The organism is Phycicoccus sp. (assembly GCF_035325325.1).
GTDB lineage: Bacteria > Actinomycetota > Actinomycetes > Actinomycetales > Dermatophilaceae > Phycicoccus.
In genome coordinates this window covers 1-14278 of the sequence record NZ_DAOLAC010000057.1, presented here as the reverse complement: position 1 = coordinate 14278, position 14278 = coordinate 1, and the positions used below count along the sequence as shown (strand labels likewise).

Sequence of the window (14278 nt, the reverse complement as noted above, 5' to 3'; positions counted from 1 at the left end):
GGTCCTGCGGCGCCGCGGTCACGTCGCCGTGCCGGGGTGCCCTGGCAGGGCGGCAGGGCGAGGTCGGGGCGGCACGGCGGGGTCGGGGCGGTCCGGCGGTGCCGCGGACGGCCTCAGCCGCCGAGCTTGACCGGGTTGACGAAGTCGGCGTACACGAGCAGGGCGGACATCCCGATGAGGACGATGGCCACGGTGTACGCGATGGGGAGCGCCTTGGCGACGTCGACGTACCCCGGGTCGGGGGCGCCGCGCAGCCGGGCCCACTGCCGCTTGGCCCCCTCCCACAGGGCGCCGGCGACGTGGCCGCCGTCGAGCGGGAGCAGCGGGACGAGGTTGAAGACGAAGAGCATGAGGTTGAGCCCGGCGAGCAGGCCGACGAGGAACCACAGCCGGTCGGGAACGGTTCCGCCGGTCAGTCCGTCGAGCTTCCCGGCCGACGCCTCCCCCGCGACCCGGCCGACGCCGACGACCGACATCGGCCCGTCGATCTCGCGCTGGGCGCCACCGAAGGCCGCGTTCCAGACCCCGACCATCCGGCCGGGGATGTCGACGAGGGCGGCGGCCGTCCGGCTCACGCCGTCCCAGAGGATGCCGGGCACCGCGGACGCCGGCTGCGGCACGTAGGCGGACGGCTCGGAGCTCGTGACCCCGAGGAATCCGGCCTCGGTCGTCGCGATGCTGCCGTCGGGGCGGGTCACGGGCCGTCCCTGGTCGTCCACCTGCGCGACGGTGTTGCGGATCGGGGTGACCGTGAGGGTCAGCTCGCGACCGTCGCGCTCGACGACGACCGGCACGGAGTGGCCGGCCTCCGGCCGCACGAGCCGGCCCACGTCGGTCACCTCGCGGACCGGCTGCCCGCCGATCGAGACGAAGCGGTCACCGGGGCGTAGCCCGGCCTCGAGCGCCGGCGTCGGCTGCTTGCCGGCGCACGAGGTGGTCGTGGAGGCGTCGGTGGCGGGCACGACGCACTGGGCGACGGACGCGACGACGGCGCCGGGCTGGGCGGTCGGGAGGCCGTGGACGGTCACGAGCAGGGTGAGCAGGACGACGCCGATGAGGAGGTTCATCAGCGGGCCGCCCATCATGACGACGACCTTCTTCGGGACCGAGAGCCGGTAGAAGACGCGGTCCTCGTCGCCCGCCTTGACCTCCTCGAGGCTCGCCGCGCGGGCCTCGTCGACGAGCTGGCTGAACCGGCCGGTGCTCGAGGCCCGGAGCATCCCGGGCGCGTCGCCGGGCCGCGGCGGGAACATCCCGATCATCCGGATGTAGCCGCCGAGCGGGATGGCCTTGACGCCGTACTCGGTCTCGCCGCGGCGGCGCGACCAGACGGTCGGGCCGAAGCCGACCATGTACTGGGTGACCTTGACCCCGAAGCGCTTGGCGGGCACGAGGTGGCCGACCTCGTGCAGCGCGATCGACGCGGCGACGCCGAGCGCCATCGCCAGGACGCCGAGGACGAACGCCAGGGTCGTCACCGGTCACCTCCTGCGGTCTGGTCGGGCACGCCGAGGACCTCGCGAGCGCGCTCTCGTGCCCACCGGTCGGCGGCGAGCACCGACTCAACGCTCGAGGCGTCGAGTTCGCTCCCATTGTGCGCCTCGACGACGCGCTGCACGGTGTCGACGATGTCGAGGAAGCCGATGGCGCCGTCGTGGAAGGCGTCGACGCACACCTCGTTGGCCGCGTTGTAGACGGCCGGGTACGTGCCGCCGGCCTCCCCGACCTGCCGGGCGAGGCGCACGGCGGGGAAGGCGTCGTCGTCGAGCGGGTGGAACTCCCAGGACTGCGCCCGGGTCCAGTCGCAGGGGACGTCGACGTCGACGAGCCGCTCCGGCCAGGACAGGCCGAGGGCGATGGGGACGAGCATCCGGGGCGGCCCGAGCTGGGCGATGGTCGAGCCGTCGTGGAACTCGACCATCGAGTGGATCTGCTGCTGGGGATGGACGACGACGTCGATCCGGTCGAACGGGACGTCGAAGAGCAGGTGCGCCTCGATGACCTCGAGCCCCTTGTTGACGAGCGTCGCGGAGTTGGTCGTGATGACCCGGCCCATCGCGAAGTTCGGGTGGGCGAGGGCCTGCTCGGGGGTGACGTCGGCGAGCTCGGCCCGCGAGCGCCCGCGGAACGGGCCGCCGCTCGCGGTGACGACGAGCCGGCGCACCTCCTCGGCCCGGCCGCCGCGCAGCGACTGGGCGATCGCGCTGTGCTCGGAGTCGACGGGGACGATCTGCCCCGGCGCCGCGGCGTCCTTGACGAGCGGGCCGCCGACGATGAGCGACTCCTTGTTGGCCAGCGCCAGGGTGGAGCCGGCGGCGAGGGCCGCGAGGGTGGGCCGCAGGCCGATCGCCCCGGTGACGCCGTTGAGGACGACGTCGGCTCCGCACGAGGCCGCGACGGTCGCTGCGTCGTCGCCGACGACGACCTCGGGCCGGTGGCCGGGGTCGCCGGACGCGGCGGCCAGGGCGGCCCGCAGCTCCTCGGCGCTCCCTCGAGCGGCCGCGACGAGCGGCGCGCGCGTGGCGGCGGCCTGCTCGGCGAGCCGCGCGGTGTTGCCGCCGGCGGACAGCGCGACGACACGGAACCGGTCGGGGTGGGCGGCGACGACCTCGAGGGCCTGGGTGCCGATCGATCCGGTGGACCCGAGGACGGCGACGGTGCGGGGGCTCACGCCTCGCCATCCTGCCTCATGGCTCACGTGGTGAAGACGCGCTCCTCGATGAGGCGCTCGGAGACGACCCGGACGTGCGGGCGGTACCGGCCGTGCTCGAAGTCCTTCTCGACCTCCAGCTCGACCTGCCCGCCGCCGAAGCGGTTCTTCTCGACCGAGATGACGACCCAGCGCCGGTAGATCTTCGCCGCGTTGAGGTCGTACGTGAGGTGCTCGCGGGCGACGATGTTCTCCTTGGTCTGGAGGATGAGCACGATGTCGGCCTCGTAGGCGAGCGCGCTCGAGCCGCGCAGGTCGCGGGTGCGCATCCGGTGCCCGGCGCCGAGGCCCTCGCGGTCGGCCGCGGTGATGGCGACGACCGGGCACTCGAGCTCCATCGCGAGCTCCTTGAGGGTCTCGACGACGTAGGTCACCCGGGTGGTCTCGTCCGCGGTGCCCTCGATGCCGTCGACCGGGATCTTCTGGAGGTAGTCGACGAGGACGATCGGCGGCTCGCCGGTCTCGTCCGCGATGGCGGCGACGGTGTTCGCGACCTGCGTCATCGTCGTCAGCCGGTTGGCCTCGACGATGTGCAACCGGTCCGAGTAGCGCTCGATGGCCATGAGGGCGTCCTGGCCGCCGGTCAGCGCGCGCATCGCGGCGCCCAGCCCACGGCGGTCCGGGTCCTCGGCCTCGAGCACGGCCCGGAAGTCGCGGACCCCGGCGGGCGGGTTCATCGGGTCCTCGTACTCCTCGGCGGCGGTCGCGGCCTCGAGCCCGAGGAGGCGCTGGATGAGCGACGCCGCGGTCAGCTCGAACGAGAAGACGACGGCGTGCCGGCCGGTGGCGACCGCGTTGCGCATCACCTGCATCGCGAAGGTCGTCTTGCCGGCGCCCTCGGTGCCGGCGAGGAGGACGAGCTCTCCGGAGCGCAGGCCGCCGCCGAAGGTCGTGTCGAGCAGGTCGAACCCGGTCGGCCAGACCGTCGCTCCGGGTCGGGCGCCCAGGCGGAGCGCCTCGTCGGTGTCGGCGAGGAAGGAGCGCAGGGACCGGGGGCGGTCCGGGCGTTCGGTGTGGCGGGCCCGGCTCAGGGGCCCAGTGGAGCACTCCCGCCCCACCCGGCGCACGCCGTTGGGGGCGATCCTGTCCCTTCGGCCGAGGGCGCGGGGACTAGGTGGCGATGCCGACGTACTTGACCTCGAGGTACTCCTCGATGCCCTCGAACCCGCCCTCGCGGCCGAACCCGGACTGCTTGACCCCGCCGAACGGCGCCGCGGGGTTGGAGACGATGCCGGTGTTGACCCCGACCATCCCGAACTCCAGCGCCTCGGCGACCCGCAGGACGCGGGCGTTGTCGCGGGTGAAGACGTAGCCGACGAGGCCGTACTCGGTGGCGTTGGCGCGCTGGACCGCCTCCTCCTCGGTGGCGAAGGTGCACACCGGGGCGACCGGTCCGAAGATCTCCTCGGTGAGGCAGCGCGCGCCGGCCGGGACCTCGGTGAGGACGGTCGGGGCGTAGAAGTTGCCGCGGCCGGGGACGGGGGCGCCGCCGGTGAGGACGGTGGCGCCGCGGCCGACGGCGTCCTCGACGAGCTCATGGACCCCGTCGCGCGCCGCCGAGGTGATGAGGGGGCCGACGTCGACGCCCTTCTTCGTGCCCTTGCCGACGGTGAGCGCGCCCATCCGGGCGGCGAGCTTGCTCGAGAACTCGTCGGCGACGGCGTCGTGCACGAAGAAGCGGTTGGCCGCGGTGCACGCCTCGCCGATGTTGCGCATCTTGGCGAGCATCGCGCCCTCGACGGCCGCGTCGACGTCGGCGTCCTCGAAGACGATGAAGGGCGCGTTGCCGCCGAGCTCCATCGAGAGCCGCAGCAGCTGCTCGGCGGACTGCTCGACGAGCTTCTTGCCGACCGCGGTCGAGCCGGTGAAGGTCAGCTTGCGCAGCCGCGGGTCGCGGATGACCCCCTCGCAGACGGCACCGGCGTGCGTCGTGGTCACGACGTTGAGGACCCCGTCCGGCAGGCCGGCCTCCTCGAGGACCCGGGCGAGCAGGAGCATGGTGAGGGGCGTCTCGTGGGCAGGCTTGACGACCATCGTGCAGCCCGCCGCGATGGCCGGGCCGATCTTGCGGGTTCCCATCGCGAGCGGGAAGTTCCACGGCGTGATCATGAGCGTGGGCCCGACCGGCTGGGCCATCGTCAGCAGCCGGGTCGCGCCGTTCGGGGCCACCGAGTACCGGCCGTGGATGCGCACCGCCTCCTCGGAGAACCACCGGAAGAACTCGGCGCCGTAGGTGACCTCGCCCTTGGCCTCGGCGAGCGTCTTGCCCATCTCGAGGGTCATGAGCATCGCGAACTCGTCGGCGCGGGCGGTGACCGTCTCGAAGGCCCGGCGGAGGATCTCGCCGCGGTCGCGCGGCGGCGTGGCCGCCCACGAGGCCTGGGCGTCGGCGGCGGCCGCGAGCGCGGCCAGACCGTCCTCGGGCGTCCCGTCCGCGCAGGTGGCGAGCGTCGCGCCGGTGGCGGGGTCGTGGACCTCGAAGCGCTCCCCGCCGCTCGCCTCGCGCCACGAGCCGCCGACGAGCAGCCCGGTCGGGACCGACTCGAGCAGTGCCTTCTGGGTGGTTGCCATGGGGCGATCCTTTCGCACGAACGGGTTCAGCGGTCCTCGAGGCCCCACGGCGAGCCGTACCCGGCAGGCTTCGGGGCGGCGAGCAGGTCGAGGAAGGGCACGGCGTCGAACGCCTCCGGCCCGAGCACCCCGGCCCCGGACCACGTGCCGGTGGCGAGCAGCTCGAGGGCGACGACGGGGTTGACCGCGGTCTGCCAGACGACGCACTGGGCCTCGTAGTCGCGCATCGTGTCCGCGTTGTCGGACACGTGGTAGAGGTAGGTCCGCCGCGGCCGGCCGTCCTTGCCGGTCCCGGTGACCCACAGGCCGGCACACGTCCTGCCCTCCATCCGCGGACCGATGGTCAGCGGGTCCGGGAGGACGGCGGCGACGACGTCGCGGGGGCTCACCTCGACGCCCTTGACGGTGACCGGCTCGGTGCGGTCGAGGCCGAGGGTGTGCAGCGTCCGGAGGATGGTGATCATCTCCTCGCCGAGGCCGTACTTGAAGGTGACCCGCTTCGCGTCGACCCACCGCGGCATGAGGAGCACCTCCTCGTGCTCGACGTGCACGCACTCGACCGGGCCGATGCCCTCGGGGAACTCGAACACCTCCGGCTCGCTGAACGGCGGCAGCGTGAACCAGCCGCCGTCCGGGTCGCCGGACCGCTCCTTCTCCCACACGACCGGCGGGTTGAGGCACTCCTCGATGATCGTCCACATCGAGAAGCCCGGGGCGAAGACCTCGTTCCCGTCCTCGTCGCGGATCACGAGGTTCGCGCCGTCGCGCGTGCCGAGCTCGTCGATCTCGGAGAAGAGGTGGTCGGCCGCGTACCGCGCGAAGACGTCCGAGAGGCCCGGCTCGACCCCGATGCCGACGAGCGCCAGCCGGCCCTCGGCCTCCCACTCCCCCGCCTGCGCGAACTGCTCGTCGCCGAGCTTGACGCCGACCTTCGCGTAGGGCTGCTCCGGGTGCCGGCGCGACAGGCTCATCGCCATGTCGAGGTAGTCGGCCCCACCGGCCCGGCTCCCCTCGAAGACGGGCACGACGAAGCGCGGGTCGACCGCGTTGAGGACGTGCGTGGCGCCGACCTCGCGCACGAGCGCCGCGACCGCGGTGGCGTCCGAGGCGTCGACCCGGGCGGCCGTGAACCGCGCCTCGCCGGCCCGGCGCCCGGTGGCGGCCGCCACGGTGCGCTCGGCCCGGGAGACGTCGTGGTCGGCGACCACCCAGGCCTCGAAGAAGTCGCGGTCGGCGGCGATGCGGGCGGCGGCGTCACCGACACCGCCCGCCCCGATCATGAGGACTCGCATGGGCAGCAGGTTCCCTTCTGGCTGTACGCCGATGCACGGCGTCGGGCCCTCCGTGCTGTGGGACGGAGGTGAGGAGGTGCGGGATCACGCCGTGCCGGCGCGCTCCCGCCTCGAGGCGAGCACCTGGCCGAACGCGACGAAGGCCACCGCTCCCAGGAACATGATCGAGCCGATCACGTTGACCTGCACCGGGACCCCTCGCTGGGCGGCACCCCAGATGTACATGGGGAAGGTGACCGAGCTGGGGCTCGCGTTGAAGTTGGTGATGATGTAGTCGTCGAAGCTCAACGAGAAGGCGAGCATGGCCCCCGCCGCGATCCCGGGCGCGACGAGCGGGAACGTCACCCGCCGGAAGGCCTGGAGGGGGTTCGCGTACAGGTCGGCGGCCGCCTCCTCGAGGCGCGGGTCGAGCGACGCGATGCGCGCCTTGACGGTGACCACGACGAAGCTGAGGCAGAACATGATGTGCGCGATGAGGATCGTCGTCTGTCCGGTGCCGACACCGAGGGCGATGAACAGGGTGAGCAGCGAGGACCCCATGACCACCTCCGGGGTGGCCATGGGCATGAAGATCAGCAGGTTGGTCCCCGCGCGGCCGCGGAAGCGGTGTCGACCGAGCGCGAACGCCACGAGCGTGCCGAGCACCGTGGCGGTCAGGGAGGCGATGATCCCGATCTTCAGGCTCAGGCCCACCGACGTGCAGATCCCCGGGCTGTTGCACGGGTGCAGCCACGCGTCGAGCGAGAACTGCTGCCAGGTGATGTTGAGCCGCCCGTTCGGCTTGTTGAACGAGTACGCGAGGACGACGAGGTTCGGCAGCAGGATGTAGGCCATGACGAGCAGGCCGATGACGATGACGAGGTGACGGCGGATCCAGGTCACGTCAGACCAGCTCCTCGGTTCCCGCGCGGCGGACGTAGGCCATGACCAGACCGATGATGACCGCCATGAGCACCACCGAGAGCGCCGCCGCCAGCGGGTAGTTGAGGACCCGGAGGAACTGGCTGTCGATGACCTGGCCGATCATCACCGTCTGGGTGCTGCCGAGCAGCACCGAGTTGATGTAGTCGCCCGCGGCCGGGATGAACGTGAGCAGCGTGCCGGCCACGACGCCGGGGAGCGAGAGCGGCCAGATGACCCGGCGGAAGGCGTGGAACGGGGTGGCGTAGAGGTCCGAGGCGGCCTCGACGAGGCGCAGGTCGAGCCGCTCGATGTTGGCGTACAGCGGGAGGACCATGAACGGCAGGAAGTTGTAGGTGAGTCCCGAGACGACCGCGAACGGCGTGTACAGGAGCTGGTTGCCGGTGCCGAGGTTGACCAGGCCGAGGAAGGACTCGAAGCCGTGGAGCAGCCAGGTGAGGTGCAGCCAGCTCATCGTCGACTCCAGCAGCCCCCCGTTGCCCAGGATCGTCTGCCAGGCCAGCGTGCGGATGAGGAAGGAGGTGAAGAACGGCGCGACGACCAGCACGAGGAGGACGTTCTTGAACCTCCCGGACCGGTGCGCGATGAACCACGCGAGGGGGTAGCCGAGCAGCAGGGTGAAGACCGTGGCGAGGCCCGCGTAGACCAGCGACCGCACCATCTGCGGCCAGTAGGTGCTGAGCGCGTCGACGTAGGTCTGGACGTTCCACGTCAGGACGTACCCGTTGTAGACGTCACCGGTCTGCAGCGACTGCGAGACGAGCGAGAGCGTCGGGACGGCGAAGAAGACGATGAGCCAGAGCAGCCCCGGCGCCAGGAGGGCGTAGGGCACCCAGTTGCGGCGAGCGCGCCGGGCCGGCGGTCCGCCCGTCGCCAGCGCCTCACTCATCGTCGATCTCCGCGCCGGCGTCGGCGTCCTGTCGCTGGTCGAGGATGAACTCCTGGCCGGCCTCCCAGGACACGGTGACGTTCTCACCGACGGGCAGCTTGCCGGACCCGTCGTTCTGCTGGACGACCACGACCTCCTTGTCCCACGGGAGGCGCACGAGGTACTGCGTCGCGACGCCGGTGAACGACGCGTCGGTGACGACCCCGCGCAGCTGGTTGCGTCCATCCCCACCGAGGCGCAGCTTCTCCGGACGGACGCCCACCCACACCTCGCGGATACCGGCCGGGAGGTGCTCGGCCGCGACCACGAGGTCGTCGCCGTCCTGGGTCCGGACCGTGGCGAGCCCGTCGGTGGGCTCGCCGGCGACCTGCGCGGGCAGCAGGTTGCTCTGCCCGAGGAAGTTGGCGACGAAGGTCGACGCCGGCTTCTCGTACAGGGTGGTGGGGTCGGCCAGCTGCTCGATCCGCCCCGCGTTCATCACCGCGATGGTGTCGGCCATGGTCATGGCCTCCTCCTGGTCGTGGGTGACGTGGATGAACGTGAGGCCCACCTCGGACTGGATCCGCTTGAGCTCGATCTGCATCTGTCGGCGCAGCTTGAGGTCCAGGGCACCCAGTGGCTCGTCGAGGAGGAGGACGTCGGGTCGGTTGACCAGCGCCCGCGCCAGCGCGACCCGCTGCTGCATGCCTCCCGAGAGCTGTGGCGGTCGCTTGCGCGCCGTGTGCCCGAGCTCGACGAGGTCGAGGGCCTCCTGCGCCTTGCGCTTCCAGTCGGCGTCCTTGCGCTGGCGCAGGCCGAACGCGACGTTGTCGATGATGTTCAGGTGCGGGAAGAGCGCGTAGGACTGGAAGACGGTGTTGACGTTGCGCTGGTAGGGCTTGAGGGCCGTGACGTCGACGTCGCCGATGTGGATGCTGCCCCGCGTCGGCTGCTCGAGGCCGGCGACCATCCGCAGGGTCGTGGTCTTCCCGCATCCGGACGGTCCGAGCAGTGCGAAGAAGGACCCCTGCGGGATCGTCAGCGAGATGTCGTCGACCGCGGTGAACCTCTCGAACGACTTGGTGACCTCGGTGAGGCGGAGGTCCCCGGGACCGTGGTCGGCCATCTCAGCCCGTCACCACGCTCTGGAACGCCTGGTTGTACTTGGCCTCCTCGGCCTCCGAGAGCCCCCGGAAGACGTGCGCCCGCGAGAGGGTCGCCTCGCTGGGGAAGATCAGCTGGTTGTCGGCGACCGACGGGTCGCTCTTGGTGAGGATCTCCTTGGTGTTCTGCACCGGGGAGATGTAGTTCACGTAGTCGACGACCTGGGCCATGACGGCCGGCTCGTAGTAGTAGTTGATGAGGATCTCGGCGTTCTTCTTGTGCTTGGCCAGCGCCGGGATGACGAAGTTGTCCGACCAGAGGGTGCAGCCGGTCTCCGGGAGGACGTAGCCCAAGCTCGGGTTGTCGGCCTGGAGCTGGACGACGTCACCGGTCCAGGCGATGCAGGCGGCCGTGTCACCCGAGGCCAGCGGCTTCGTGTACTCGTTCCCGGTGAAGCCCTTGATCTGGCCGGCCTCCTTGGCCTTCTTGATCTCGTCGATCGCGGCCATGAAGTCGGCGTCGGTGAACTTCGCGATGTCCTTGCCCATGGCCATCATGACGAGACCGACCGTGTCGCGCATCTCGGTCAGGAGGGTCACCTTGCCCTTGAGCGAGGGGTCGGTGAGCAGCTGGTCGACGGTCTCGATCTTCTTCCCGCCGGTCGCCTTCGGGTTGTAGGCGATGCCGGCGAAACCGCTCTGCCAGGGCAGCGAGAACTTGCGGCCGGGGTCGAACTCGACGTTGAGCAGCGAGGAGTCGACGTTGCCGTGGTTGGGGATGTTCGCGAGGTCGAACGGCTGGACGTAGCCCTGCCGGATCAGCCGGGCGACCATCCAGTCGGTGCTGCACCAGGTGTCGCGCCCGGTGTCCTGGCCGGCCGCGAGGAGCGGCCGGACCTTCGCGTAGAACTCGTCGTTGTCGTTGTAGTCCTCGGTGTAGTTCACCTTGATGCCGAACTTCTTGGTGAACTCCTCGAGGGAGGGGTGGCCGCCACCGCTCTCCGCGACGTCGATGTACTCGGGCCAGTTCGACCAGTTGACGAGCTTCTCGGTGTCGCTCATGTCCTTCGCGGCCTTCGCGGTGGGGCTCGCGACCCCGCTCGTGGTGGCCTTGGTGCCCGCGCTGCCGCACGCCGCCAGGGCCATCGTGGCGCCGATGCCGAGGGCGCCGGTCATCACCGAACGGCGGGTCGTCAGCCCGCGGGCCAGGGCGGCACGCATCGGCAGGGAGGTCAGGTCGGGGGTCTGGCGCTCGGCCATCGGAAGGCTCCTCGTGGTGGTTCAGGACGGGACGGGAAATGCTCTGGGGTCGGGGCGGTGCCGAGCTCAGCTCTCGATGTTGGCCATGACGTGCTTGACGCGGGTGTAGTCCTCGAAGCCGTACATCGACAGGTCCTTGCCGTACCCGGACTTCTTGTAGCCGCCGTGCGGCATCTCGGCGACGAGCGGGATGTGGGTGTTGATCCACACGCAGCCGAAGTCGAGGGCCTTCGACATGCGCATCGCACGGCCGAAGTCCTTGGTCCACACCGAGGAGGCGAGGCCGTACTCGACCCCGTTGGCCCAGGCCACGGCCTCGGCCTCGTCGGTGAAGCGCTGGACGGTGATGACCGGCCCGAAGATCTCGTTCTGCACGGCCTCGTCGTCCTGGTGCAGACCGGAGACGACGGTGGGCTCGAGGTAGAACCCGTCACCGAGCGAGGACACCCGGTTGCCCCCGGCGGCGACCGTCGCGTGCGACGGCAGCCGCTCGATGAACCCGGAGACCCGCTCGAGCTGGTTCGCGTTGTTCACCGGCCCGAACAGGGCGTCGGCGTCGTCCGGCAGGCCGACCGGCGCCGAGCCCTTCGCGTAGTCGGCGAGGGCGGCGACGAAGTCGTCGTGGATGCGGGGCGCGGCGAGGACGCGGGTGGCGGCGGTGCAGTCCTGGCCGGCGTTGAAGTACCCGGCGATCGCGATGCCCTCGACCGCGGCCTCGATGTCGGCGTCGTCGAAGACGACGACCGGCGCCTTCCCGCCGAGCTCGAGGTGCACGCGCTTGACCTGCGGCGCGGCGCTGGCGGCGACCTCGGCCCCGGCGCGTACCGAGCCGGTGATGGCCACGAGCGACGGGGTGGGGTGCTCGACGACGAGCCGGCCGGTGTCGCGGTCGCCGGTGACCACGTTGAGGGTGCCGGCCGGGAGGAACTCCGAGGCGATCTCCGCGAGGAGCAGGGTGGACTCCGGGGTGGTGTCGCTCGGCTTGAGGACGACCGTGTTGCCCGCCGCGAGCGCCGGGGCGATCTTCCACACCGCCATGAGGAGCGGGTAGTTCCACGGCGTCACCTGGCCGACGACGCCGATCGGCTCGCGACGGATCCAGGAGGTGTGCCCGGCCAGGTACTCCCCCGCCGCCTTGCCCTCGAGGACCCGGGCGGCGCCGGCGAAGAACCGGAGCTGGTCGACCATCGGCGGGATCTCCTCGCTCGCCGTGAGCGCCTTGATCTTGCCGGTGTTCTCCGACTCCAGCGCGATGATCTCCTCGGCCCGCGACTCCAGCGCGTCGGCGATCTTCAGGAGGGCCTGCTGGCGCTCGCTCGGGGTCGTGTTCCCCCACTCCGAGAACGCCTTCGAGGCCGCGGCGTAGGCGGCGTCGACGTCCTCGGCACCGCTGACCGGCGCGGTCGCGACGACCTGGCCGGTGGCCGGGTTGACGACGTCGGTGGTGCTCCCCGTCCGGGCGTCGACGTGGGTCCCGTCGACGAAGTTGCGGAGGGTACGAGGGGTGCTCATCGCTGCTTCTCCCGGTGTCGGTGAGGGTGTCCTGGCGTGGGGCGCGAGGTCGGGCGGGGACGTCGGGTCCGTCGGATGCCGGAACAGTAGTACGCAGGACCGCGAAATCACTAGGGTCCGTCCACGATTCATGGTGAATGTTGCAGAGATGTGCCATGGAAGTTGCGGAATCCGTCATCCGGTACTTGATTCGGGGCGTCTCGCCCGACACGATGGGGCGCGTGACCGCACGCCAGCACCGCGACCGCCCCGCCGACGTCCGGCTCGACGACGTCGCCAAGCGCATCATCGAGCTGCTCCAGGAGGACGGCCGGCAGTCCTACGCCGCCATCGCCAAGGCCGTCGGGCTCTCCGAGGCCGCGGTGCGCCAGCGGGTCCAGCGGCTCCTCGACGCCGAGGTGATGCAGATCGTCGCCGTCACCGACCCGCTCCAGGTCGGCTTCCGCCGCCAGGCGATGATCGGCATCCGGGCCTCCGGCGACCTCGTCGACCTCGGCCAGGCCCTCTCCGACATGCCGGAGGTCGACTACGTCGTCACGACGGCCGGCTCCTTCGACGTCCTCGCCGAGGTGGTCTGCGAGGACGACGACCACCTCCTCGAGCTGCTGACCCAGCGCATCCGGGCGCTGCCCGGCGTGACGACGACGGAGACCTTCGTCTACCTCAAGCTCAACAAGCAGCACTACAACTGGGGCACCCGATGAGCATCAACCCCAACGACGTCTGGGAGCCCAGCTCGGACCGGCACACCGCCACCGGGTCCCTGTACTCGGACGCCGCCCGCGACCACCTGTGGATGCACTTCACGCGGCACTCCGTCTTCGAGGACCGCGAGGCCGGCGGGCTCGGGCACTCGGTGCCGATCATCACCCGCGGCGAGGGCTGGCGGGTCTGGGACGACCGCGGCAACGAGTACATCGACGGCCTCGCCGGGCTGTTCGTCGTCAACGCCGGGCACGGCCGCACCGAGATCGCCGAGGCGATGGCCAAGCAGGCCGCCGAGCTGGCCTTCTTCCCGCTGTGGTCCTACGCCCACCCGCGGGCCATCGAGCTCGCCGAGCGGCTGGCCCACCACGCCCCCGGTGACCTCAACCGGGTCTTCTTCACGACCGGCGGCGGCGAGGCGGTCGAGACCGCCTGGAAGCTGGCCAAGCAGTACTTCAAGCTGACCGGGAAGCCGACCAAGCACAAGGTCATCTCCCGCGCGGTCGCCTACCACGGCACGCCCCAGGGCGCACTGTCGATCACCGGCATCCCGGACGCGAAGACGCCGTTCGAGCCACTCGTCCCGGGTGCGCACAAGGTGCCGAACACGAACATGTACCGCGCGCCCGAGCACCTGCGCGAGGACGAGAAGGCCTTCGGGCGGTGGGCGGCGGACCGGATCGCGGAGGCCATCGAGTTCGAGGGTCCCGACACCGTCGCCGCCGTCTTCCTCGAGCCGGTCCAGAACTCCGGCGGATGCTTCCCCCCGCCGGCGGGCTACTTCGAGCGGGTCCGCGAGATCTGCGACGAGTACGACGTCCTCCTCGTCTCCGACGAGACGATCTGCGCCTTCGGCCGGATCGGCTCGCTCTTCGCGTGCGACGACTTCGGGTACGTCCCGGACATCATCACCACGGCCAAGGGTGTGACCAGCGGCTACGCGCCCCTCGGCCTGATGATCGCCAGCGACCGGCTCTTCGAACCGTTCCGGAAGGGCACGACCTACTTCCCGCACGGCTACACGTGGGGCGGGCACCCCGTCTCGTGCGCCGCGGCGATGGCCAACCTCGACGTCTTCGACCGCGAGGGGCTCACCGACCACGTCAAGGAGAACGCCCCCGCCTTCCGGGCGACCCTCGAGCGGCTCCTCGACCTGCCGCTCGTCGGCGACGTCCGCGGTGCCGGGTACTTCTACGGCATCGAGCTGGTCAAGGACAAGGCGACCCGCGAGACCTTCGACGACGCCGAGAGCGAGCGGCTGCTGCGGGGCTTCCTCTCCAAGGCACTCTTCGACGCCGGCCTGTACTGCCGCGCCGACGACCGCGGCGACCCCGTC

Annotated in this window: 12 protein-coding genes; 2 read left to right on the top strand and 10 right to left on the bottom strand. The window is 71.1% G+C overall.

Going from position 1 to position 14278, the window contains the following annotated elements; all coding sequences use genetic code 11:
• Positions 1-113: 113 nt before the first annotated feature.
• The 10 genes from PKA89_RS19685 to PKA89_RS19640 all read right to left on the bottom strand — a co-directional run bounded on the left by PKA89_RS19685 (position 114) and on the right by PKA89_RS19640 (position 12237).
• Complete coding sequence (locus tag PKA89_RS19685; protein ID WP_324422454.1) at positions 114-1478, bottom strand: site-2 protease family protein; 1365 nt, start codon at positions 1476-1478, stop codon at positions 114-116.
• Entirely contained in the window at positions 1475-2671 is a 1197-nt protein-coding gene (gene dxr, locus PKA89_RS19680) for a 1-deoxy-D-xylulose-5-phosphate reductoisomerase (RefSeq protein ID WP_324422452.1), read from the bottom strand. The genes PKA89_RS19685 and dxr overlap by 4 nt, the downstream gene beginning before the upstream one ends.
• Before the next feature lie 23 nt (positions 2672-2694).
• A complete protein-coding gene (locus tag PKA89_RS19675) occupies positions 2695-3777 on the bottom strand; it encodes a DnaB-like helicase C-terminal domain-containing protein (protein ID WP_324422450.1) in 1083 nt (360 codons plus the stop codon).
• 43 nt (positions 3778-3820) lie between these two features.
• Entirely contained in the window at positions 3821-5281 is a 1461-nt protein-coding gene (locus PKA89_RS19670; RefSeq protein WP_324422448.1) for an NAD-dependent succinate-semialdehyde dehydrogenase, read from the bottom strand.
• Positions 5282-5307: 26 nt separating this feature from the next.
• Complete coding sequence (locus tag PKA89_RS19665; RefSeq protein ID WP_324422446.1) at positions 5308-6573, bottom strand: saccharopine dehydrogenase C-terminal domain-containing protein; 1266 nt, start codon at positions 6571-6573, stop codon at positions 5308-5310.
• Positions 6574-6657: 84 nt separating this feature from the next.
• Entirely contained in the window at positions 6658-7455 is a 798-nt protein-coding gene (locus PKA89_RS19660; protein WP_324422444.1) for an ABC transporter permease, read from the bottom strand.
• Position 7456: 1 nt separating this feature from the next.
• A complete protein-coding gene (locus PKA89_RS19655) occupies positions 7457-8383 on the bottom strand; it encodes an ABC transporter permease (RefSeq protein ID WP_324422442.1) in 927 nt (308 codons plus the stop codon).
• The gene (locus tag PKA89_RS19650) at positions 8376-9488 is read right to left on the bottom strand and encodes an ABC transporter ATP-binding protein (RefSeq protein WP_324422440.1); all 1113 of its coding nucleotides are present in this window, start codon (positions 9486-9488) and stop codon (positions 8376-8378) included. The genes PKA89_RS19655 and PKA89_RS19650 overlap by 8 nt, the downstream gene beginning before the upstream one ends.
• 1 nt (position 9489) lies before the next feature.
• Positions 9490-10725 (bottom strand): spermidine/putrescine ABC transporter substrate-binding protein, encoded by a 1236-nt coding sequence (locus PKA89_RS19645; protein ID WP_324422438.1) that lies wholly within the window; start codon positions 10723-10725, stop codon positions 9490-9492.
• Positions 10726-10791: 66 nt separating this feature from the next.
• Positions 10792-12237 carry a gamma-aminobutyraldehyde dehydrogenase gene (locus PKA89_RS19640; protein ID WP_324422437.1) on the bottom strand — a complete coding sequence of 482 codons (1446 nt, stop codon included), beginning with the start codon at positions 12235-12237 and terminating at the stop codon, positions 10792-10794.
• A 221-nt stretch (positions 12238-12458) separates the two neighbouring features.
• Here PKA89_RS19640 and PKA89_RS19635 point away from each other — a divergent pair, with 221 nt between their 5' ends.
• Both PKA89_RS19635 and PKA89_RS19630 read left to right on the top strand, forming a co-directional pair.
• Positions 12459-12941, top strand: coding sequence for an Lrp/AsnC family transcriptional regulator (locus tag PKA89_RS19635; RefSeq protein WP_324422436.1), 483 nt, complete (start codon positions 12459-12461; stop codon positions 12939-12941).
• Positions 12938-14278: aspartate aminotransferase family protein (locus tag PKA89_RS19630; RefSeq protein ID WP_324422435.1), on the top strand; the 1341-nt coding region annotated here is incomplete at its 3' end. The genes PKA89_RS19635 and PKA89_RS19630, both read left to right, overlap by 4 nt.

Bases quoted from the DNA above. Each gene is read 5' to 3' on its own strand.
- PKA89_RS19670 (WP_324422448.1), bottom strand. From the start codon at position 5,281: ATGGCAACCACCCAGAAGGCACTGCTCGAGTCGGTCCCGACCGGGCTG.
- PKA89_RS19665 (WP_324422446.1), bottom strand. From the start codon at position 6,573: ATGCGAGTCCTCATGATCGGGGCGGGCGGTGTCGGTGACGCCGCCGCC.
- PKA89_RS19655 (WP_324422442.1), bottom strand. From the start codon at position 8,383: ATGAGTGAGGCGCTGGCGACGGGCGGACCGCCGGCCCGGCGCGCTCGC.
- PKA89_RS19650 (WP_324422440.1), bottom strand. From the start codon at position 9,488: ATGGCCGACCACGGTCCCGGGGACCTCCGCCTCACCGAGGTCACCAAG.
- PKA89_RS19645 (WP_324422438.1), bottom strand. From the start codon at position 10,725: ATGGCCGAGCGCCAGACCCCCGACCTGACCTCCCTGCCGATGCGTGCC.
- PKA89_RS19640 (WP_324422437.1), bottom strand. From the start codon at position 12,237: ATGAGCACCCCTCGTACCCTCCGCAACTTCGTCGACGGGACCCACGTC.